Origin of the sequence: Stenotrophomonas sp. SKA14 (genome assembly GCF_000158575.1) — a bacterium.
Lineage (GTDB): Bacteria > Pseudomonadota > Gammaproteobacteria > Xanthomonadales > Xanthomonadaceae > Stenotrophomonas > Stenotrophomonas forensis.
The window spans coordinates 2,413,579-2,435,176 of sequence record NZ_DS999412.1 but is presented as its reverse complement, the minus strand read 5'-3'; the positions used below and the strand labels follow the sequence as shown (position 1 = coordinate 2,435,176).

Genomic DNA, 21,598 nt, shown 5'->3' with positions numbered 1-21,598 from the left:
TCCCCAGGATGACGACGCTCTGCGTCAGCCCCTGGAGCCCCCGATGCTGTGCCCCCGCCCCCTTGTCCTTGCCCTGTCGCTGGCCTGCGCCAGCACCGTTCCGCTGCTGCCCACCAGCGCTCTCGCGCAGGCCGCCACCCGCACCTATGACCTGCCCGCCCAACCGCTGCCTGCCGCGCTGGATGCGTACAGCCGCCTGACCGGCATCGATCTGGTCGTTGCCGCGGCGCTTCCCGCCGGCCACGCCGCACCGGCGCTGCGCGGCGACTTCGACGATGCGCAGGCCCTGTCGCGCCTGCTGGCCGGCAGCGGCCTGCGCCCACGTTTCATCGATGCACGCCGTGCCACCCTGGAACCGGCGCCCGCTGATCGCAGCGATGGCAGCCGCCGTACCGGGCCACTGCGCGTGCAGGGCGACACCGCGCATGGCCAGGCACCAGGCACCGGCGCCAGCCAGTACGTGCCCGCCACCCGCGATGGCTTCGCTCCCGCTGTAGGCAGTGAGCGGGTGGCGATGGCCGAGCGCCAGGATGGCAACAGCCTGCTGCGCTCGATGCCCGGAACCCACAGCTTCCATTCGCGCAGCCAGCCCGGCCTGCAGGTCAACATCCGCGGCATGACCGGCGCCGGCCGGGTCAACACCATGATCGACGGTGTCACCCAGACCTTCCGCAACAATGCCGGGCATGGCTCGGGCGGTCCGTTCGCCTACGTCGATCCGTTCCTGCTGGCCGGCGTGGACGTGCAACGCGGCGCGGTCGCCGGTGGCGATGGCGCTGGTACGTTGGCCGGCAGCGCCAACTTCCGCACCCTGGACATCGACGATCTGCTTGGCGCAGGCCGTGACTGGGGCCTGCGGGCAGGCTACCGGCATGGCAACAACGGCTATGGCAGTGGCCGCACCTTTGCCGGCGCATGGCGCCACAGCGAAGACGGTGGCGACCGCCAGTTCGGTCTGCTCGCCGCCGCCAGCAGCAGCCGCAGCGGCGAATACGCGACGGCACGCGGGCAGACCAACAAGGCCGACCCTGGAAGCCAGCAGCCCAGCAGCTGGCTGCTGAAAGCGCGCCTGCAGCCCAGCGACCAGCATCGCCTCGACCTGAGCCACATGCGTTACGAAAACGACTTCTACCACAACTACCCGTGGCAGATTTCCGCACGCAACCAGCGCGCCAGCTACCGCTACACACCGTACTCACCGTGGATCGACCTGCGTGCGACCTTCGCCGGCAACAAGACCCGGCTGTTCTACCCGCCGGTGGAGGACTCCAGCTACATCGGCCGCCGTACCCACAGCAGCCTGAGCAGCTGGACCCTCGACAACACCAGCCGCTTCGACATCGGCGCGCTGCAGGCGCGCTGGAACACCGGCATCAAGCACCAGTCGGACATCTTCGTGGCCGACACGCCGACCCTGCGCGGCGCCAACCCACAGGGGCGCAGCCAGCTCGACAGCATGTTCAGCACGCTGGAACTGCAGTACGACATCTATGCACTTACCGCCGGCCTGCGCCAGGACCGCTATGGCATCCGTGGCCATATCCCCGCTTGTTCCGATGTGCCGGGCCAGTGCGCGGAGATCAACGGCGGCGACATCGATGTGCGCCGCACCGAGCGTGCACTCAGCCCCAGCCTGGCGGTTTCTCTGCAGGCCACCGACTGGCTGCAGCTGTTCGCCGAAGTCTCGCGCACCTCGCGGCCGCCGCGGGTGCAGGAAATGTTCTTCGAGAAGATTCCGCTGGAGGGCATGAGTGATGCCGATGGCGTAGGCGCCAATCCGTTCCTGCGTCGCGAGCGCTCACGCAACCTGCAGTTCGGCGCCAACCTCAGCACCGACTCGCTGCTGGTTGACGGCGACCTGGCCCAGCTGCGCATCACCCGCTTCGACAACCGCATCCGCGACTACATCAAGCCGCAGTACCTGCTGATCGTGCATCCGCCGGAAGTGGCGCCGTTCGTGGTGCCGATCGACAGCGATCCGCAGCTCAATGCCTGGACCGATACGCTGGATGCCGACGACTTCAGCACCACCACGCGATGGATGAACCACCAGGGCATCGTACGCATGCACGGCATCGAGCTGGAGGCGCACTACGCCAGCGAGCACTACCACGCCACCCTCAGCTGGACCCGCTCGCAGACCAGCGCGCCGGCCATCGAGTTCGTCAATCTGGAAGACATCACCGCCCTGCCCGACCGCTACTGGACGCTGGACGTCGGCGGCCACTGGTGGCAGCAGCGCGTGCAGGCCGGCCTGCGCGCCGAGTATTCCGGTCCCACCGAGGAAGGCTACGACTTCTTCCAGACCCGCAAGACCGGCGGCACCGGCGTGTTGCTGGACTTCTACGCCAGCTTCAAGCCGCAGCCCAACACCACGCTGTGGCTGAACATCGAAAACCTGCAGAACAAAGCCTATGACAACAATGCCTCGATCGACAGCATCTTCAGCCCGATCCTGGACCGCGGCAACGGCCGTGGCCGCACCGTCTCGATGGGCGTCAATGTGGCGTTCTAGCCGCCGTTGGCTGCTGCTGTGCCTGCTTGCGCTGACCTCCCTGGCCAGCGCACAGCCGATGCCCGGCACGGTGATCGACCTGGCCAGCGGCCAGCCGCTGGACGAGTCCATGTTCATCCAGCGCGCGGCCGGCGCGCAGCGACTGCTGCTGGGCGAGCGTCATGACCTTGCGGGCGACCATGCCGCCCAGCGCTGGTTGCTGCAGGCACTGCACCAGCAGCGCCCGCAGGGTGCGCTGGTGATGGAGATGATCGCCAGCGAACGCCAGCCCCGCCTGCAACGCGTGCAGCGCTGGCTGGCCAAGGGCAATCACGCCGACGGCTCACGCCTGCAGGAACTGCTGGGCTGGGATGCGCGCTGGCCGTGGGCCGCCTACGGCGGGCTGGTGCAGGACGCCGCGGCTGCAGGCATTGCGCTGGTCGGCAGCAACCTGTCGCGCGCCGAGGTCAACCGCCTGCTGGCCTCTACAGAACCGGTAGCATTTCCGGTTGCTGCGGCTCGGCAACGGTTGTCGGCGGTGGTGCTGGCGCAGCATGCAGACGCAGCGCCGATGCTGGACGGGATGTTGGCCGTACAGTACGCCCGCGATCGCCGCATGGCACAGGTACTGACCGATGCGCCGGCCCCGGCGCTGCTGGTCGCCGGGCGCTGGCATGTGCTGCGCGGCACCGGCGTGCCGGGCCATCTGCCACCGGGCACTTCGGCGCTGGTGATCGTGCTGGCGTCTCCAGGCGAACAGGTCGACGCCACCGATGCCGACCTGCTGTGGGTGCTGGGCGATGACTGAGCGTGGCCACCACTGGCAGGCCGTTGTCATCAGCATCGGCCTGCACCTGCTGCCCTTGCTGCTGCTGGTGCACTGGGTCGCCACGCCGCCCTCGCTGCCACCACCGGAACAGGACGTACGCATCAGCCTGCGCCTGCTGGCACCGGCCACGCCGCCGCAACCGGTGGAGGAACGCCAGGCCGACACGCCCAGCCAGGCGCAGCAGGCACGTGCATCGCAGCCGACGAAATCGCCCCCACCGCCCACCCCCACCGCAGCACGCGAGGGTGAGCTGGCGGCCAGCGAGACCGGTGGCCGTGGCCGGCAGCCGCTGCCGATCGCCCCGCCTGCGGCCGCGACCGATGCAAGTCCCGCACCGGCATCGATCACGGCCGCGCCGCCCGCTCCAGACGCCCCCCCTGCGGACTTCCAGGCCGGCGCCGCCAGCGACCAGTGGGAAGCCCGCCTGATGGCGCGGCTGGAGCGCTACCGCTACTACCCTGCCGCCGCGCGCTCACGACGCCAGCAGGGCACGGCGTGGGTCAGGGCCAGCATCGACCGTGAGGGGCGGCTGCTGGCGCTGCGGCTGGAGCAGTCCAGTGGCCAGCCGATGCTGGATGACGCCGCGCTGCAGACCTTCCGCCGCGCGCAGCCACTGCCGCCCATTCCTGCTGAACTGAAGGCGCCGCAGGAACTGGTGGTACCGGTGGAGTACTACCTGCGCTAGAAGCTCCAGGCCTCGTATGGATGACCGGGATTGCGCAGCAGTCTGCGACCTCAACTCCGGTTGAGGTCAAATGCATCCGACGCAACAGAGTAGTCCGGCCCGCGCAACGATCGCGGTTCTTCGTAGCGTCGAACTTGCTCGACGCTACCGATGCCGGGTCAGGTCCACGCCGGATCGGCAGTGAAATCGATGGTCAGCCAGAACGTGCTGCCGCGGGCATCCAGCCGCACCGCGATCTCATCACGCATCGCATCGACCTCGCCCACCGAGCCCAGCGGTGTCGCCGGGTCAGCCAGCACATGGATCTCGATGAAGCGCATCCGCCCCATCTTCGCCACATGACTGGTGAAACCGGCATAGCCACGCTCGGCCACGAACGCCTGCATCACCTGCTGCACCCGCCGGTCCAGATCATCCGGCGCCACCTGCAGCACTTCACGCATGGCCTTCCACGCGCTGCGCGCCGGCACCGGCAGTACCGCCAGGCTGATCAACGCCAGCACGATCGAATCCAGGTATGGCACCCAGTGGTGCCACTGGCCGCCGTGCAGGACCAGCGCCAGCACGAAGGCCATCACCACCGCCAGGCTCATCAATCCGCCCAGTAGCCAGCCGCGCACGTCCAGCCACAGCAACGCGGAGCGCAGGCGCCGCGCACGCTGCGCGACGAACGCGGCCATTGCCAGGTTGCTGGCACTCAGCAAGGCCGCCCACCACAGTGCGGGCCCGAACTTCACTTCGTGCCCACCCGTAGTCAGGCCAATCACCGCATTGGCCAGCGCATACACGCAGGCCAGCGACAGGATCACCCCACCGAGTGCCTCCACCATCGGCTCCAGGTGCCAGTAGCCGTACTGGAAGCGCGGGCTCTGCTCCCGCGCCACCAGCCGCAGTACCGACAACGACACCAGCGTCAGGGCAACGTCGACCAGGCTGTAGACACCATCGAACAGGATGGCCTGCGATCCCACCAGCAGGCCACCGATGAAGCCGACCGCGCTGACCGCGATGGTCACCCCGATCGAGAACTTCAGGATGCGTTGCTCGCGCGCGGTATCCATCGTTCGCCGAAGGGCCGACCGTCGCCGGTCAGGCCTTCAGCACCTCCACCCTGTACGACGTCTCATCGCCATCGTGCTCGATGATCAGCCCGTGCACGTCCGACTCGAAGCCTGGGAAACGGGCATTCTGCTCGCGGGCGATGCGCAGCGACTGGATGATCGGCTCGTCGCTGTCGCCGAAGCGTTCGCCCGGCATGATGGTCGGGATGCCCGGCGGGTACGGCACCAGCATGGTGGCGGCGACGCGGCCGCTGAGCTGCTCGATGTCGACCCGCTCGATCTCGCCCTTCACCAGGTGATTGTAGGCGTCGGCCGGGGTCATCACCGGCGTCGGCAGGTCCACGTACATTTCGCGCATCACCTTGGCCACCGAGAATTCCTGGTTGAACGCGTGCAGCGCATCGCACAGGTCACGCAGTCCCCAGCCGGCATAGGCATTGGGATAGTCGGCGGCCAGCGACGGCAGTGCCTGGCTCAGCGGCGCGTTGCGGTCGTACAGTTCCTTGAACGCCATCAGCTCGGTGACCAGCGTGCTCCACTTGCCCTTGGTGATGCCCATCGAGAACAGGAACAGCACCGAGTACAGGTTGGTCTTCTCCACGGTGATGCCGCGGCCCCACAGGAACTTGCTCAGTACCGCCGCCGGGATGCCCAGCTTGCCCATGCTGCCGTCCATCGCCAGACCCGGGGTCAGCAGGGTTACCTTGATCGGGTCGATCAGCACATAGTCGTCAACCAGGTTCTCGAAGCCGTGCCAGTGCGCATCCGGCTGCAGGTACCACTCCTCGCACTTGGCCACCAGCGGTGCCGGCGTATCGCCCTTGTCCAGGCTGCGCTCGACCTTGGTGGGCTGCCACACGCTGAACCACCAGTCGTCGCGGCCGAGGTCATCGCGGACGTGCAGCATCGCGCGGCGGAACGCGATCGCCTCGTCGTGCATCTCCTGCACCAGCGAACGGCCCGCATCGCCCTCCATCATCTTCGAGGCCACATCACAGGCCGCGATCACCCCGTAATGCGGGCTGGTCGAGGTGTGCATCATGAACGACTCGTTGAAGCGCTCGGCATCCAGGTCGCGCTGCGCCGAATTGCGCACGTGGATCATCGAGGCCTGCGAGAACGCGGCCAGTAGCTTGTGGGTCGAATGCGTGGTGAAGATGATCGCATCCTGCTCACGCGGCTTGCCCTTGGCCATGCCGTAGTGGTTCTCGTAGAACGGATGGAACGCCGCGTAGGCGTACCAGGCTTCGTCGAAGTGCAGGAAGTCAACCGCGCTGCCGATCTCGTCGGCGATCTTCTCGGCGTTGTAGCACAGGCCGTCGTAGGTCGAGTTGGTGACCACCGCGATGCGCGGCTTGGAGCCGGCCTGATAGGCCTTGCTGGCCAGCGGGTTGGCGGCGATGCGCTGCTGCAGCGATTCCGGCGTGAACTGGTCCAGGCTGATCGGCCCGATGATGCCGTGCGCGTTGCGGCTGGGGGTGAAGTACACCGGCACCGCGCCGGTCATGATCAGCGCGTGCAGCAGCGATTTGTGGCAGTTGCGGTCGACGAACACCACGTCGCCACGCGCCACCGTGCCATGCCAGACGATCTTGTTGGCGGTGGAGGTGCCGTTGGTGACGAAGAAGGTATGGTCGGCACCGAAGTTGCGCGCCGCCTCGTTCTCGGCGTCCTTGATCGGGCCGGTATGGTCAAGCAGTGAACCCAGCTCCGGCACCGAGATCGACAGATCACTGCGCAGGGTGTTCTCACCGTAGAACTGGTGGAAGGCGCGGCCGACCGGCGACTTGGTGAACGCCACGCCGCCGGCATGGCCCGGCGTGTGCCAGGAGTAGTTCGACTCGGCCGCATGGTGGATCAGCGCCTTGAAGAACGGCGGCAGCAGGTTCTTCATGTAGTCTTCGGCCGCGCGCATGACCTGCCGCGAGATGAAGCTCTTGGTGTCTTCGAACAGGAAGATGAAACCGTGGATGTACTTGAGCAGCTTGCTCGGCACCTTCTCGATGGTACGGCGCTCGCCGTACAGGAACACCGGCAGATTGGCGCGGCGCGCGCTCTGCTCACGCAGGAACGCGGTCAGGCGCTGGAACTCGCCGTCCACCTCTTCGCTTCCATCGATCGAGATCAGCACGGCCGAAGCGGCCACATAGGTGCGGGCACCGGCACGGGCATCATCCAGGTTCAGGCCGCACAGCACGCGCTGGTCGTTGCTGCGCAGCTCCTCCACCAGCGCACGGATCAGGATGCCACCGATGCGCGGCGACTCGTAGTCGTTGTCGATGACAATGACCGGGTAGTCCAGGGACTTGAAGTACATGTTGATTCTCCTTGTCTAACTCAGGAACGCTGGGCGCCGGCGCTGATCGCCGAAGCCTCGCGGGCGCGCTGCCGCTGCTGGCGGCGCTCCTCGCTGAAGAAGGGATAGAACACGGTGATGAACAGCACGAACAGGAACGCGTACTGCACGATGGTTCCCGACGAGCCGTAGATCGCCCACAGGCAGTACACGACGGTCAGGCTGGTCAGGGTCCAGAACGCTCCGGTGTGGACCAAAGTGTGCGAACGCTCGACCACGAAGTAGCACGCCACGCACGAGTAGATGTAGGGCAGCAGCGTCAGCACCACCGCCGCCGACGTGATCACGTCGAACTGCGCGGACGCGGTTTCCGAGGTGGAGGTGACCAGCACCGCCAGGGTCATCAGCACGGCCACGATCAGCACGCCCTTGACCGGCACGTCATCCTTGTTGGTCTTGCTGAAGATGCTCGGGAACAGGCCATCATCCGACGCCGCCTTGGCGCTCTGCGCGGTCAGCAGGATCCAGCCGCCCAGTGAACCGGCAGCACCGATGAAGGCGCACAGGCTGACCAGCGCACCGCCCCAGCCACCGACCGCCTTGGCCGCGGCCAATGCGAACGGGGCATCGGAGGTCTGCAGTTCACCATTGGGCACCATGCCCATGATCACCGAGGAACTGGCGATATAGGCGATCGCGGCCAGGAACACGCCCGCCAGGGTGGCCCGGGCCACGTTCTTTTCCGGGTTCTCGACCACGCCGGCGGTCACCGAGGCCGATTCGACGCCGATGAAGGCCCACAGGGTCAGTGCCGCGGCGCTGGAGATCGCGCCGAAGTTCGACTCACCGGACACGTTGTAGGCGCCCTTGAAGATGTCGGCATCGAAGAAGAACCAGCCGAAGATGGCGATGCCCAGGATCGGCACCAGCGCGAAGCTGGTGGTGACCGTCTGCACACGGCTGACGAAGGCCGGGCCGATCATGTTGGCGAAGCTGAGCGCCCATACCAGCACCAGCACCGCGATGCAGCGCACCAGCGGTTCGGACAGGATCGGGAAGAAGTAGCTGAAGTACCCCACCGCGGCGATCGGGATGGCGACATTACCGATCCAGTTGGCGAACCAGTAGATGGTGTTGGTCTGGAAGCCCATGTACGGCCCGAACCAGTCACGCGCGTAGGCATAAGGACCACCCGCCTTCGGTGCCAGCTTGCCCAGCTTGGCGAACACGAAGGCCAGCAGCAGTGCGCCGGCAGTGGTGATCAGCCAGCCCCAGATCGAGGCGGTACCGATCTTGGCCAGGCTGGACGGCAACAGGAACACACCCGAGCCCATCATGTTGCCGGCGACGAGGAAGGTGGCTCCGACCACCCCGATTTTCTTTGCTTCTGCCATGACAATCTCCTGTACTGGCATGAGCCCGGTGCGACCGGGCGTGGGGACGGTTGCGCTGGCGTACGGCCGCTGGCGCTTACTTGATGAAGTTGTATTGCAGGCTGCCCTGCACCCGGACCGTGTCGCCGCGCGTGCCGCCCTGCTGTTCCAGGCGGCCGTACAGCAGCTCCATGCCCATCGTCCACGACGGCGCCGGGCTCCAGATCAGGTTGAACACCCCGTAGCGGCTCTGCCGGAACGCGTCGGCCGCCAGTGCCGCATTCCGCTCCAGGGTCAACTGGCCGAAGATCAGGTTCGAGCGCCACAGCTCGGACCAGTAATGGGTGTAGCCCACGAAGCCACCATGCAGGTCCAATGCATCCAGGCGGCCATCGGCGCCGACCACGGCATCCAGCCCGGAGCCGGTCAGGTCGGCGGTGTAGCGACTGAGGCCGCGGCCACCCAGGGCACCAAACAACAACAGGTCGCGCTCGCCCACCGAGGCCGAGCCGCTGAGCTGCAGGCCGCCGGCCATGCGCCGGTCGCGCTCGCCATCACCGTCATAGGCCAGGCTGCGCGCCACCGCACCCAGTTGCAGATGGCCCCAGTCGCGCTCCATGCGAGCGGTCACCGTCACATCGGGCAGCCGGTTCACTGCGGCCCGTTCCTCGGTGGCGCCGGCCAGTTCGGTCTTCGGGTCTTCAGCGGCGACGGTGAGCGTGTTGCCCTTGCCCATCGCGAAGCTGTGGTGGATGCCCGCCACCAGCAGATAACCGGCACCGCCCGGCCCTGCGAAATCCAGCGTGTCGGGCAGGCTGTCCGGGTCCATGAAGCTGGAGTAGCCATAGCCGGCGTAGGTATTGCCAAGCTGGCCATAGGCATGGCGCAGCCGGAACTCATAACCGTCGCTGCTGCCGAAGAAGTCGTTTTCCAGGTAGAAGCGCAGATTGCCGTGCGTGGTCGGTCGCCGCGCTTCAAAACTGAAGCGGGTCTGCTTGGCATGGATGTTGAAGTTGGACACGTCGCGATGACTGCCCCCCACCGGCATCGACGAAGGAATGAACTGGTCTTCGTCACCCGCCGCGCGCGAGTCGGCAATGGCATCGAGCTTGGCGTAGCCCCCGATGCGGATCACCGTGTCGGTTCCCGGGATGGCAAAGAAGCCCTTCAGATCGGGATCGGTCGGGCCTGCGGCGCTGTCCGGACGCGATGCCGCGGTGGACGGGTCAGCCACGGAGTCGCGTTGCGGCAGCACCGGCTGTGCCACACCCGGCACCTGGGTGCGATGGATCACATCGGTCGCAGCCGCCGTTGCAGCACCAGGCGCTACAGGCGCTGCCGGCATCTGCGCCAACGCAGGCGCAGGCGTCGCGTCGCGTTGTTCAAGTCGATCCAGGCGCTGCTGCATGCCTTCCAGCGCCTGCCGCATGGCGGCAATCTCGCGCCGCAGTGCCTGCGTATCCTCCGCATCGTGCTGTTGCGCATACGCTGGCGTGATCGCCAGTGCACCCAGACACGCCAGACTCAGTACCGCCACACGCATTGCATCCTCCCCGGACGAACATTCGCATCACGTTCCCGGAGCGCACGCATGCGCCACCCTGGCCTCGCGTTGCCGTTGCTGGAAATGCAGGTACTGCGTCGACGACACCGGTCAGCCTGCGCGTGGCAGGCAACAGAACGATGACACCGTCCTGCCTGCCCCCATGTCGACTCCATCAAGGCCGCGCTGCCAGAGAGGTGGCGACCGCAGCGGTCTGGGTAACAAGCAGGGAGTGAGAGTGTCGTGAATGGCTGAGCCGGCCGACCCCGATTGGGGGCTGGCGAACGCGGCATCCATCGCGTAGTGACGCTGTATTCCATGCGTCACAGGCTAATCCGGCTGTCGTTTTTGGCCTTGATTGGAATCAAGGCACGATGCTTGATGTCAGTCACGATTCAGACGTGACGAAGAACAGGTGCTGCGCAGGTGGCTGTGCCCGCCTGGGCCGGTGAACGCAGCAGGCCCGCATGTCACCATGCGGGCCTGCGGTTCACGTCATGCGATGCGGGTTCCGATCAGCGCGGGCCCAGCACCGTCTGCAGGTCAGCCCCCTGCGGCAGGCCGGCGCGACGCTGCACCTGGCCCTGCGCGTCCTGGAACAGGATGCCCGGTGTGCCCTGGAAGCCCATTTCGATCATCAACACCTGGTTGGCATCGAGTTTGCCGGCAATCTCGCGGCTGATGCTTGGCAGTGCCTTGATGCCACCGCGGTCGAACTGGTGCTCGTTCTCCAGCAGGGCCGCGCTCGGGTCACGCGCCGACAGGATGGCTGCGGCCTTGGCCGGGCTGTCCTCGCGGATTACGCCGACCATGATGTGGCGCAGCTGCACCTTGCCTGCATCGACCCATGGGCGGGCCGCTTCCCAGAACTTGTGGCAGTACGGGCAATTGGCATCGCTGAAGGTATACACCACACGCGGTGCGTCGGCCTTGCCATCACGCACCCAGGCGCTGGCCTCCAGCTTGGTCCACATCTTGGCCGACATCGGTGCGGCGACCAGCTTTTCCACGGCCTCGGCAGCCACGTCGTTGCCTTCGGCATCGAACAGGCTGCCGACCAGCACGTGCTTGCCGTCGGCGGTGACGTAGGCCGCAGCCGGCTGCTGGCCACCCACTACGCCGGCAAAGCCACGCAGCCCACCCGGCGCATCGAACTCGGCAACAACCTCGAAGCCGTGCTTTTCGATGCCCTTCAACACTGCGGGACGGTCACCCTTGACAGCGGCCGGAGCGCTTGCGGCCGGTGCCGCCGCAGTCTTGCCTGGCGGAGTCTGGGCCTGGCTGCAGGCGGCCAATGCCAGCATGACCGGCAACAACAGCAACGCCGGAGCGGTGCGCAGGGAAGTCGACAACATGGGAACTCCGTAGTGAGATGCCCGCGCAGGCTACCGCAGCCGGCGCAGTTTGTGTTCAAGACCGGCCGCGGTCAGTTCGCCCAGGTGCAGTTCACGCAGGCGCCCGTCGGCATCGAAGAAGAGGGTCGAAGGATAGGCCTGCACCCCCAGCACGGTTGATGCGGCCGCGTCATCGTCCAGCAACACGTTTCCCAGCACCAGCTGCTCGTCGGCGAGAAAACCCTGAACCTCATCCAGGGTTTCGCCTTGATTGAGGAATACGAACTGCACGTCGGCATGCGCCTGCTGCGCCGCGGCCAGCACCGGCATTTCCCGGCGGCAGGGGCCACACCATGTGGCCCACAGATTCAGCACCAGCGGCGAGCCGCGGAACTGCTGCAGATCAACCGGGCCACCCTGCAGATCCGTCACCTGCATCGTCGGCAATGGCATCTGCCGCTCCTGCCACAGCGACAGCAACTGGCTCCCTCCAAACCAGAGCAGTACGCCGACCAGGGCCGCTGTCAGCACCGGCGCACGCAACGCGGGCCAACGGCGCAGGCGCCACAGCCCCCACGCGAGCCCCGCCAGCAGCACCACCACCAGGTGATAGCCACCATCGGTGATCTGAAGAATGCTCCACGGCGCACCACGATACAGCGCGAAATTCAGTGCCACGAAACTGATGCGACCACACAGAAGGCCGATCAGGAGCATGTCCAGCACCATGCTGGCAGCCGGGGGCAGTGGCTCCGGGTCGGCTCCGCGTGGCCACAGGCGGGCAACCGCCATGGCCAGCGCGCTGCATACAAGAATCAATACCACCGGCATCGGGACCGGGCCAACACTCGACATCAACCCACCTGTTCAATCATTCAACCACTTCATGGTCGAAGCGTCGCGCCCAGGTTGCAAGCGCCACTGCAGCATGAGGCCTCACGCGGCGCTTCGTCCCAACTGCGCACCCGTCGGCACCTGCAATCCGCGCAGGCTGCCTGCGACCGAAGGCATCAGCGGCCGCTCGCGCCGCTTGCAGTTGACGTGGCGGCGATAGTTGGCCGGCGTCATGCCCACGATGCGAAGGAACAGGCGCCGGAACGCGCTCTGGTCGGCGTAGCCCACCCCCCAGGCCACTTCGTCGATACCGGCGCCCTGTTGCAGCAAGGTCTGCGCCTTTGCGATGCGCAGCCGCTGGCAATACTCGATGGGCCGCAGACCGGTGGCCCGGAGGAAGCGTCGCTGCAGCGTCCGCGGTTCCAGCCCGGAAACCTCACAGATCGCGGCCAGGGTGGCGCCACGTGCTGCGGTGGTGTGCAGCCACCGCTGCGCCTTCAGTACGTCGCGATCACCATGCGCGAAATTGGCGCTGAAGCGCTCCAGATCCTGCTGCACCCCATCCGGCACCGTGATGCCCAACTGTTGCGCCACCGCGCTGGCCACGCCCTGTCCATGCAGCCGGTACAGCAGCCGAAGACCCAGGAAGCGCCACGCCTGCGACCCGCCGACGGTCAGCAGATCGCCGTCATCGACCAGCGCACGCTCGCTCGGTACCCAGCTCACGGCCTGCGCCTGCAACCCCGGGTGTCGCCCCAGATCAGGCCCGCTGACCGTTCGCCCGGCCAGCAGGCCCGCACGCGCAAGAACGCTCACACCTTCGCTGGCTGCAGCCAGCAGGCTGCCACCGTCATAGTGGGCGCGCAGCCAGTCCAACACGACTTCTTCGGCACGCAGGCAGGTGCCGGGACTGATCTGCCCGGGAACGGCGATCACCGCAGGAATGGCGGCATCGAGCATTTCCGCACCGGCGATGCGGTGCACACCGGTCTGACTGGCGGGTACGATCCAGCGCGTGACCAGCACTCGCTTGAACGGCCGGCGCTGTTGCTGGGCCAGGCGATTTGCGACATGAGCCATCTCAGCCAGTACGGAGGCGGCAGACGGATCGCCCCCCGGGTACTCGACCACCGCGACCTCGACGAATCCCTCGTTCCTGATTCCATCCACAGACCACCTCCTCGGTTTGTTACAGGCCATCGAACGGCCGGTTCAGGCGAAGGGTAGGAACTGGTCCCGCGGCGGGGCTATGAAGAAAGTTGCAAAGTGCGCTGAATACGCACTTCCGGGCCCGGTCTTGACCCTTGACCAGACTCCAGGCTTCACAATGTCCGGCAGCACCTGCAGGAATCCGCCATGAACATTGGACAACTGGCCCGCCGGGCCGGCGTGCCGATCGACACCGTCCGCTACTACGAACGGCAGCAGCTGCTGCCGACGGCGGTGCGCTCGGCCGGTGGCTACCGCATCTTCAGCGAGGCGGACCTGCGCCGCCTGCGCTTCATCCGCCGCGCCAAAGCGCTGGGCTTCAGCCTGGACGAGATCGGCGAACTGCTCGCGCTCAGTGATCGTCACTCGCAGGACATGGGCAGCGTGCGCGACACCGCACAGGCCCGCCTGCAGGACATCGCGCAACGGATGGCCGAACTGCAGCGCATGCACGCTGCGCTTTCGCAGCTGGTCGACGCCTGCCCCGGGCATGGTGCGCTGGATCAATGCCCGATCCTGGCGGCGCTGACCGGCGACAACGCGTAGCCACGGCGACAGGAATCTGCCGCGCAGCGTGCGTGAAGAAAAGTGCAACAAAAGCTTGCCAACCCCCTGGGGCAAGGCTATTATTTCGCTCCTCAGCGACGTGGGGCCATAGCTCAGCTGGGAGAGCGCCTGCATGGCATGCAGGAGGTCAGCGGTTCGATCCCGCTTGGCTCCACCAATCTTTCGGCATTAGGCCGTCGAAAGGTCGCTAAAGAACATTGATGAGAATTGCGTCCCCATCGTCTAGAGGCCTAGGACATCACCCTTTCACGGTGGCGACCGGGGTTCGAATCCCCGTGGGGACGCCACTCATCACGAACAACGAGGACCCGGCCGATAACCGGGTCTTTTTTGTTCACCGCCTACCGGCATTCAGGTTGTGGCGTTGCGGTTCCCCTGCCCTTGTGGCTTCGGTTGAACCGGAACGAAAAAAGTTGAAAAAGGCTTCCACAAACGTGAACACGCAGGTATGATAGGCGGCTCGGTAACACGGGGCCATAGCTCAGCTGGGAGAGCGCCTGCATGGCATGCAGGAGGTCAGCGGTTCGATCCCGCTTGGCTCCACCACTTTCGACATTAGGCCGTCGAAAGTTCTACAACTTGAAGTTTTCGTGCGTCCCCATCGTCTAGAGGCCTAGGACATCACCCTTTCACGGTGGCGACCGGGGTTCGAATCCCCGTGGGGACGCCAGTTTCAAACGGACTCTGCTCCCGGCAGATCATCCGGGGTTTCATTGGGGCCATAGCTCAGCTGGGAGAGCGCCTGCATGGCATGCAGGAGGTCAGCGGTTCGATCCCGCTTGGCTCCACCACTTCGACATTAGGCCGTCGAAGGTTCTACAACTTGAAGTTTTTCGTGCGTCCCCATCGTCTAGAGGCCTAGGACATCACCCTTTCACGGTGGCGACCGGGGTTCGAATCCCCGTGGGGACGCCAATTCTTGAGAACCCCGGCTTCGGCCGGGGTTTTTCTTTGCCTGGAATCCAGGCACTCATTTCAGAACCGCCGATACATCCCGATCGACGCCGGCGCGGTCGGTGCGAAACCAAACTGCGCGTACAAGCGATGTGCCTCACCATCGGCCAGCAGGCTGACGTACGCCGACGGCGGCAGGCTGGCCCGCATCCAGTCGTCCAGCCGCCGCATTACCTCCTTGCCCAGGCCCTGCCCCTGCAGGCGCGGCAGCACGGCGATGTCGCACACCTGCAGGTGGCAGCCGCCATCGCCGACGATGCGGCCCATCGCAACCAGCTCATTGCCCTGGTAGGCGCATACGCCGAACAGGGTATTGGGCAATGCGCGCGCAGCGGCTTCCTGATGCTTGGCACTGAGGCCTGCCAGTACACGCAGCCGGCAGTAGTCCTCGACCGTGGGCACGGCTTCGCGGAACTGGCAGGTGGCGGATTCATTCATGCGGCATCTCCTGATGGGTCGGGCTATCCTGCCGCATCCACGTCGCAGCCGCTGCGACCCACGCCGGCAGAGTTCCCATGTGCTATTCCGCCCTGATCCGCGCCGACTACGCCAAGCTGGTGCGCGAGTTCGGCGCCATTCTCTCGCTGGAGGAATTCGCTGAACTGTACGCGCACGATCCCGGCAAGAAGCGCCCGAAAACCCCAAAAGCCATGGACGACGGCTTTGCCGGCGCGCGCACCGAACAGGGCCGCGACATCGTGGCAAGGATCCAGCAATGGCATGCGCAGGAGCAGCAGGCACTGGAGGCCGAGCTGGCCCGGCAGCGCGAACGACGCGATATCGCCCACGCCACGCTGGCGACCCGCCCCACCCAGAAGGCACGCAATGACCTGCGTGTGGCCGGCAACCGCATCGAGCGTGCGCAGGCCCGGCTGGAGGACCTGCATCGGGTGCAGCTGCTGCCGCGCGACAACCGCATTTTCCCGGGTACCTACGCACCGGTCATGGTCAGCGACAACGGCCAGCGGGTGATCAAGCCGATGCGCTACCAGTGCCGGCTGCCGGACACGCCAGCACGCAACGACGTGCTCTACCCCGGTACCTACAATGCCCGGCGCGACAGCCTGGAAGGCTACTGGCGCGGCGCATTCGGGCTGCGCCATGGGGTCGTGGTCGTGCAGGCGTTCTATGAGCACGTGCCCCGCCACGCCATCGACGCGCGGACGCTGGACGCCGACGAGAAGGAACAGGACGTGGTGCTGGAATTCCGCCCCGATCCGCCCCGCGACCTGCTGCTGGCCTGCCTGTGGGCGGAATGGGAAGGGCCGGAAGGCCGGCTGCTGTCATTTGCCACGATCACCGACGCCCCGCCACCCGATGTCGCCGCCGCCGGGCATGACCGCGGCGTGGTGCCGATCCGCCGGGAGCACCTGGACGCATGGCTCAATCCGGACCCGGATGACCTGGCCCTGCAATACCGCATCCTCGACGACCGCGAGGACATCCGCTATGTGTACGACGAAGCCGGATGAACACCACACGCCTATGAAAAACCCCGCCTGGGCGGGGTTCCTGGATCAGGGGTTGCCGCCGCACATCGCCTCTTCGCAGAAGGCTTGTTCCTGCAGGCACTGCTCGACCTCACCGCCGCGCGCGATGCAGCTCTTGTAGAGCTGGAAGCAGGGCTGGCCGCACCATGCGGCAGTCGCGGTACCACCGAAGACCGCCATCGAAAGGACACCCGCGGCAACCATGCGCTTGATCCACTTCTTCATGCCACTCTCCTTGTAGGCCTGAGCATTCAGGCCACGGCAGCATACGCCGGTCCTCTCCGCCGGGGGCCAATCAGGCCTTGACGCGGGAATGCCCCACCGCGCGTACCAGCGCCTGGGACAGATCCGCCGACAGGTAGGGCTTGACCAGCAGCACCCCGGCCAGCATCGACGCCGGCAACTGCTCGGCCAGCATGCCGGTGGCCAGCACGAACGGCACACCGCGTGCCGACAGCGCTGCCGCCACGGGCTCGCTGGTCTCGTTGCGGGCCAGGCGGTAGTCGAGCAGGGCCACGTCCGGCGCCGAATCCTCCAGCAGGCGCAGCGCTTCGTCCACGCTTGCCGCCAATCCGACCACGGTCGCGCCGGCATGCACCAGCTGCATCTGCAGCAGCGCGGCACTCATTTCGTCGTTCTCGACCACCAGCACCCTCAGGTCCTGCAACACTGTCATCGGCTACCGCTCCTGGAGGTATTCACGCCGCCGCAGTATAGCCACCACGGGACCGATGCCGACAGGAAGCGCCCCGAATGGCCCTGCCCCTATGAAAGCCCTGCCGACCTCGGTTACACTCGCACGCTGCCTGCCGGTGTGGCGGAATGGTATACGCAGCTGACTCAAAATCAGCCGGGGGTCACCCCATGAAGGTTCGAGTCCTTTCACCGGCACCACTGCATCAAAGGCCAGGTCCATGACCTGGCCTTTTGCTTTTCCAGGCCCAGGGTGTCCACACTGCCCGGCATGCCTGCGTCGAATGTGCCGTCACTTCCAGACACCTTGCCCGCACGTCTGCGCTCCCTGCGGACCGATGATGCGGCCGCATGGTCCCGCTACCTCTCTCTGCCGGGCGTGATCGAACACACCAGCTGGGGCGACATCTCGGAACACGCCTTGCGCCAGCAGGTCGCCCGCTATATGCCGGGCGGCCCCGATCAGCGCTGGGCGCTGGCCGATGCCAAGGACGGGTTGATCGGCACCATCGGCTTGAACGGCATCGATCTCCTGCACGGCCGCGCCGAGCTCGCGTATGACCTCGACCCGCATTGGCAGGGACAAGGGCTGGCCACCCATGCGGCGCGCGCAGTGCTCGACTGGGGGCACGCAGTACGCCGCCTGGTCCGCATCCAGGCGACTGTCCTCGACAGCAATGCCCGCTCGATCGCCGTGCTGGAACGCCTCGGCATGCAGCGGGAAGGGCTGCTGCACGCCTATCGCCGTGTACGGGGGCAGCCCCGCAATTTCTGGATGTTCGCCCATCTCGAAGGTACGGCCACGCCCCCTCGCTGAAACACAACTGCGACTTGTGACAACGTTGGCATTAGACGCAGCGCACACTTTTCTTGCCAGCCTCACGTACATCTGCCTATCGTGATCGCGCCGGATCGGGGCGGGGGAATGCATGACGTTGCGTGCTGCACTGTTTTTTGTGGTCACGCACGCGCTCGTCATTGCCTTGATCGGCCCGCAGGACCCGGTCGGCTCCTACCTGATGCTGATCACCGCCCCGCTGCTGGCCGCACTGGCCTGCGCGCGGCGTGCACGTGACAGCCGCGCGGCCTGCAAATGGCGGATGCTTGGCGCCGCCGTCGCGCTGTTCTCACTTGCATTGCTGGCCCTGCTGTACCGCAACGTGGCCGGCCTCGATCCCGCGCAGATGACCGTGTCATCGCTGATCCTGTACGTGTTCTACCGGATTCCCCTGACCTACGTGGCCGCCAGCCCAGGAGGCGGAAGCCGCGCCATCCGTGCGGTGGATCTGGCGATCATTGCGCTGCTGTGGCTGCTGTACTACGTGCACACCCAGGCCATGGCCCCTCTGAACCCCGCGTTGTGGACTCAGTGCCTGAAGACGATGAGCAGCGTGCAGAACAGCCTGGTGTTCTGCTTCGCACTGATCCGCTTCATTGCCGAGGACAATCCCGACCGCCGCGACTTCTTCCGGACACTGACCCTCTACGCGCTGGGCTACTTCCTGCTGGCGCTCTACATCAACACCTACCAGCCGCAACTGCCCGATGGCAGCTGGGGGGACCTGCTGATCAGCGGACTGTTCGTGCTGCTGGCGCTGATGGCCGGCAGCCGTCGTCGCCGCCCCGCAGCGGAGATTTCCCTCACTCTGCGGCGCATCGTCGATGCCGGCGTGCCCTTGATGCTGCCCCTGCTGTTGATGATGGTGGCGCTGCTGGTCGCCCGCCTGCAGCCGACCCTGGCCACGGTGGGCTTCCTCGGCGCCCTGCTCGGCTATGCCCTGCGCAGTGTGCTGAGCCAGGTCGACATCCAGCGCCAGCGCGATGAACTGGAAACGCTGGCCCGGCGCGATGCGCTCACCGGGCTGGGCAACCGGCGCAGCTTCGATGAATCACTCGGCGCCGCCCACCGCCGTGCCCGCCGCCAGGGCCTGGGCCTGGCGGTGCTGATGATCGACATCGATCACTTCAAGCGGCTCAATGATACCTATGGGCACCCGGAGGGTGACCGCCGCCTGCGCGCGGTTGCCGCGATCCTCGACGGTTGCCTGCAGCGCGGCGACGACCTGCTGGCCCGCTACGGCGGCGAAGAGTTCATCGCCGCCCTGCCCTCGGCCGAAGCCACGCACGCGCTGGAGCTGGGCGAACGGCTGCGCGCCGCCGTCGAAAGCGCCGCACTGCCGGCTGCCGACGGCCAGGTGACCATCAGCGTGGGCGTGGCCTGGCAGGCCGCCGGCGATGAGCGCGAACCCAGTGACCTGGTCGCTCACGCCGACCAGGCCCTGTACCGCGCCAAGCGCGGCGGGCGCAACTGCGTGCACCTCGCCCCGGCGCCCGGCACCGCCGAGGTGCCGTCGGGCCAGCGCGCCTAGACCGCGCGCAGGGCCGGTGCCCCATGCGCATGGCCGGCCCCTTCCTGGACACGGAAGCTGGCCACGGTCTGCAACAGGTGCGCCGACTGCTCCTCCATGCTGCGCGCCGCAGCCGAGGCCTCTTCGACCAGGGCCGCGTTCTGCTGGGTGCCCTGGTCGATCAGGTCCACCGCATGGTTCATCTGCTGGATGTCATCGCTCTGCTGTTGCGAGGCAGTGCTGATCTCGGTCATCAGATCGCTGACACGGCGCACGTTGCTCACGATCTCGTCCATGGTGCGGCCGGCACTCTCGACCTGGGCAGTACCGGCCCCGACGTTGGCCACCGACTCATCGATCAGCTGCTTGATCTCCTTGGCGGCGCTGGCCGAACGCTGCGACAGCTCGCGGATCTCGGTGGCGACCACCGCAAAGCCGCGTCCATGCTCGCCGGCACGTGCCGCTTCCACCGCAGCATTCAGCGCGAGGATGTTGGTCTGGAAGGCGATGCCATCGATCACTCCGATGATGTCGACGATGCGCCGCGAAGATGCATTGATCACCGCCATCGTCTCCACCACCTCGTGCACCACGCTGCCGCCCCGTGCAGCGACATCGGCCGCCCCACCGGCCAGCTGGCTGGCCTGGCGCGCGTTGGTGGCGGTACGCTGCACCGTCTCGGCGAGCCCCTTCATCGACACCGCGGTTTCCTCCAGCGACGCCGCCTGCTGCTCGGTGCGCTGCGACAGGTCGCTGTTGCCCTGGGCGATCTCGGTCGCACCGACCGCGATGGTATCGGCGGCGAACTTGATCTGGCCAATGATGGCGGCCATCGCCTCGACCAGCGAGTTGACGCCGTCGCACAGTTCGGCGATCGCACCCTGCTTGTCGGCGGTGGCCACGCGCCGGGTCAGATCGCCCTGCTTGGCAGCGGCCACCACCTCGCGGGTCTGGGCAACCGCACGCTGCATCGCCTGGTTCTCATGCACCTGCGCGGTGATGTCGGTGGCGTACTTGACGACCTTGAACGGCTTGCCGTTGAGGTCGAGGATCGGATTGTAGGAGGCCTGGATCCAGACTTCGCGCCCGCCCTTGCCGAGGCGGCGGTACTGCCCGGCATCGTATTCACCGCGCCCGAGCTTTTCCCAGAACTGCCGGTATTCATCGCTGCTGCGATGCCCCGGCTCGACGAACAGCGAATGATGCTGGCCACGCACCTCGTCAAGGCTGTAGCCGGTGGTGGCGAGGAAGTTGTCGTTGGCCGAGAGGATGCGGCCATCCATGCTGAACTCGATCACCGCCTGCGACTTTGCAATCGCCGCCAGCTGCCCCGCGGAATCGGCCGCCTGCAGCTTCTGCGCCGTGATGTCGGTGGCGAACTTGACCACCTTGTACGGCCGCCCCTGCGGGTCAAGCACCGGGTTGTACGACGCCTGGATCCAGATCTCGCGCTGGCCCTTGCCGAAGCGACGGTACTGCCCGGCATCGTATTCGCCGCGCCCGAGCCTCGCCCAGAAATCACGGTATTCGGCGCTGCCTGCCAGTTCGGCATCGACGAACAGCGAATGGTGCTTGCCCTGGATCTCGTCCAGCCGGTAGCCCATCGCCTGCAGGAAGTTGTCATTGGCCTGCAGGATGGTGCCGTCGAGTGCGAACTCGATGACCGCCTGCACACGATGCAACGCCGCAACCTGGGCTTCGAGCTCGGCGCGGTGGGTCGCCGCCGGCTCGGTGCGGGTGCGCTGCTGCGGGGCCAGCGCGCCCAGCAGCGCACGCCACGGCGACCAACGGGTATGCAGCTCGGCCGGCGCCTGCGCGCCCGCCGTGAAGCCTGGAATGAGCATTGTCTGATCCTCGGTGTCCGGTAAGCGGTTGCGACCCGACGGGC

18 protein-coding genes and 7 tRNA genes are annotated in these 21,598 nt (G+C 66.4%); 14 read left to right on the top strand and 11 right to left on the bottom strand.

The window, feature by feature from the left end; genetic code table 11:
* The first annotated feature begins 43 nt into the window (after positions 1 to 43).
* From SSKA14_RS11125 to SSKA14_RS11115, 3 genes are read left to right on the top strand one after another with little or no spacing between them, the layout of a single operon-like run.
* Positions 44 to 2,515 carry a TonB-dependent receptor gene (locus tag SSKA14_RS11125; protein ID WP_008268751.1) on the top strand — a complete coding sequence of 824 codons (2,472 nt, stop codon included), beginning with the start codon at positions 44 to 46 and terminating at the stop codon, positions 2,513 to 2,515.
* The gene (locus tag SSKA14_RS11120) at positions 2,502 to 3,302 is read left to right on the top strand and encodes a ChaN family lipoprotein (protein ID WP_008266396.1); all 801 of its coding nucleotides are present in this window, start codon (positions 2,502 to 2,504) and stop codon (positions 3,300 to 3,302) included. Before SSKA14_RS11125 ends, SSKA14_RS11120 begins: the two co-directional genes overlap by 14 nt.
* On the top strand, positions 3,295 to 4,008 hold the full coding sequence (locus SSKA14_RS11115; RefSeq protein ID WP_008266050.1) for an energy transducer TonB: 714 nt from the start codon (positions 3,295 to 3,297) through the stop codon (positions 4,006 to 4,008). Before SSKA14_RS11120 ends, SSKA14_RS11115 begins: the two co-directional genes overlap by 8 nt.
* Before the next feature lie 158 nt (positions 4,009 to 4,166).
* On the opposite strand, the gene SSKA14_RS11110 is transcribed toward SSKA14_RS11115, so the two are convergent.
* The 7 genes from SSKA14_RS11110 to SSKA14_RS11080 form a co-directional block, all read right to left on the bottom strand.
* On the bottom strand, positions 4,167 to 5,069 hold the full coding sequence (locus tag SSKA14_RS11110) for a cation diffusion facilitator family transporter (RefSeq protein WP_008265428.1): 903 nt from the start codon (positions 5,067 to 5,069) through the stop codon (positions 4,167 to 4,169).
* 28 nt (positions 5,070 to 5,097) lie between these two features.
* The gene (locus SSKA14_RS11105) at positions 5,098 to 7,386 is read right to left on the bottom strand and encodes an Orn/Lys/Arg decarboxylase N-terminal domain-containing protein (RefSeq protein ID WP_008268240.1); all 2,289 of its coding nucleotides are present in this window, start codon (positions 7,384 to 7,386) and stop codon (positions 5,098 to 5,100) included.
* Between the two features lie 20 nt (positions 7,387 to 7,406).
* A complete protein-coding gene (gene adiC, locus SSKA14_RS11100) occupies positions 7,407 to 8,759 on the bottom strand; it encodes an arginine/agmatine antiporter (protein WP_006461445.1) in 1,353 nt (450 codons plus the stop codon).
* Positions 8,760 to 8,835: 76 nt separating this feature from the next.
* Positions 8,836 to 10,281 (bottom strand): DcaP family trimeric outer membrane transporter, encoded by a 1,446-nt coding sequence (locus SSKA14_RS11095; RefSeq protein WP_008268408.1) that lies wholly within the window; start codon positions 10,279 to 10,281, stop codon positions 8,836 to 8,838.
* Positions 10,282 to 10,796: 515 nt separating this feature from the next.
* Positions 10,797 to 11,636, bottom strand: a complete 840-nt coding sequence (gene dsbG / locus SSKA14_RS11090; protein ID WP_008267920.1) for a thiol:disulfide interchange protein DsbG — start codon at positions 11,634 to 11,636, stop codon at positions 10,797 to 10,799.
* Positions 11,637 to 11,666: 30 nt separating this feature from the next.
* Complete coding sequence (locus tag SSKA14_RS11085; RefSeq protein WP_040007482.1) at positions 11,667 to 12,470, bottom strand: TlpA disulfide reductase family protein; 804 nt, start codon at positions 12,468 to 12,470, stop codon at positions 11,667 to 11,669.
* Between the two features lie 81 nt (positions 12,471 to 12,551).
* Positions 12,552 to 13,619, bottom strand: coding sequence for a helix-turn-helix domain-containing protein (locus SSKA14_RS11080; protein ID WP_040007480.1), 1,068 nt, complete (start codon positions 13,617 to 13,619; stop codon positions 12,552 to 12,554).
* 186 nt (positions 13,620 to 13,805) lie between these two features.
* On the opposite strand from SSKA14_RS11080, the gene SSKA14_RS11075 reads away from it, so the two are divergent.
* The 7 genes from SSKA14_RS11075 (at position 13,806) to SSKA14_RS11045 (ending at position 15,140) form a co-directional block, all read left to right on the top strand.
* The gene (locus SSKA14_RS11075; protein WP_008265200.1) at positions 13,806 to 14,204 is read left to right on the top strand and encodes a heavy metal-responsive transcriptional regulator; all 399 of its coding nucleotides are present in this window, start codon (positions 13,806 to 13,808) and stop codon (positions 14,202 to 14,204) included.
* Between the two features lie 102 nt (positions 14,205 to 14,306).
* Positions 14,307 to 14,382: transfer RNA gene (locus SSKA14_RS11070), tRNA-Ala, on the top strand.
* A gap of 54 nt (positions 14,383 to 14,436) precedes the next feature.
* Positions 14,437 to 14,512, top strand: a tRNA-Glu gene (locus SSKA14_RS11065).
* 183 nt (positions 14,513 to 14,695) lie between these two features.
* Positions 14,696 to 14,771 (top strand) — tRNA-Ala (locus SSKA14_RS11060).
* Positions 14,772 to 14,819: 48 nt separating this feature from the next.
* Positions 14,820 to 14,895, top strand: a tRNA-Glu gene (locus tag SSKA14_RS11055).
* A 45-nt stretch (positions 14,896 to 14,940) separates the two neighbouring features.
* Positions 14,941 to 15,016: transfer RNA gene (locus tag SSKA14_RS11050), tRNA-Ala, on the top strand.
* 48 nt (positions 15,017 to 15,064) lie between these two features.
* Positions 15,065 to 15,140, top strand: a tRNA-Glu gene (locus SSKA14_RS11045).
* A 60-nt stretch (positions 15,141 to 15,200) separates the two neighbouring features.
* On the opposite strand, the gene SSKA14_RS11040 is transcribed toward SSKA14_RS11045, so the two are convergent.
* A complete protein-coding gene (locus SSKA14_RS11040; RefSeq protein WP_008267409.1) occupies positions 15,201 to 15,617 on the bottom strand; it encodes a GNAT family N-acetyltransferase in 417 nt (138 codons plus the stop codon).
* Between the two features lie 77 nt (positions 15,618 to 15,694).
* Between SSKA14_RS11040 and SSKA14_RS11035 the strand changes: the two genes are divergently transcribed.
* On the top strand, positions 15,695 to 16,651 hold the full coding sequence (locus SSKA14_RS11035; RefSeq protein WP_008267185.1) for an SOS response-associated peptidase family protein: 957 nt from the start codon (positions 15,695 to 15,697) through the stop codon (positions 16,649 to 16,651).
* Between the two features lie 45 nt (positions 16,652 to 16,696).
* Here the strand turns inward: SSKA14_RS11035 and SSKA14_RS11030 are convergent, their stop codons facing one another.
* Positions 16,697 to 16,894 (bottom strand): hypothetical protein, encoded by a 198-nt coding sequence (locus SSKA14_RS11030; protein WP_006461763.1) that lies wholly within the window; start codon positions 16,892 to 16,894, stop codon positions 16,697 to 16,699.
* 70 nt (positions 16,895 to 16,964) lie between these two features.
* Positions 16,965 to 17,345 carry a response regulator gene (locus SSKA14_RS11025; protein ID WP_040007479.1) on the bottom strand — a complete coding sequence of 127 codons (381 nt, stop codon included), beginning with the start codon at positions 17,343 to 17,345 and terminating at the stop codon, positions 16,965 to 16,967.
* 132 nt (positions 17,346 to 17,477) lie between these two features.
* Here SSKA14_RS11025 and SSKA14_RS11020 point away from each other — a divergent pair.
* From SSKA14_RS11020 to SSKA14_RS11010, 3 genes are all read left to right on the top strand, one after another.
* A tRNA-Leu gene (locus SSKA14_RS11020) sits at positions 17,478 to 17,563 on the top strand.
* 52 nt (positions 17,564 to 17,615) lie between these two features.
* Positions 17,616 to 18,179 (top strand): GNAT family protein, encoded by a 564-nt coding sequence (locus SSKA14_RS11015; protein ID WP_232281377.1) that lies wholly within the window; start codon positions 17,616 to 17,618, stop codon positions 18,177 to 18,179.
* A 112-nt stretch (positions 18,180 to 18,291) separates the two neighbouring features.
* Complete coding sequence (locus SSKA14_RS11010; RefSeq protein ID WP_008265255.1) at positions 18,292 to 19,731, top strand: GGDEF domain-containing protein; 1,440 nt, start codon at positions 18,292 to 18,294, stop codon at positions 19,729 to 19,731.
* On the opposite strand, the gene SSKA14_RS11005 is transcribed toward SSKA14_RS11010, so the two are convergent.
* Positions 19,728 to 21,554, bottom strand: coding sequence for a methyl-accepting chemotaxis protein (locus SSKA14_RS11005; protein ID WP_008266182.1), 1,827 nt, complete (start codon positions 21,552 to 21,554; stop codon positions 19,728 to 19,730). The two genes, SSKA14_RS11010 and SSKA14_RS11005, sit on opposite strands and share 4 nt — an antisense overlap.
* Positions 21,555 to 21,598 lie beyond the last annotated feature (44 nt).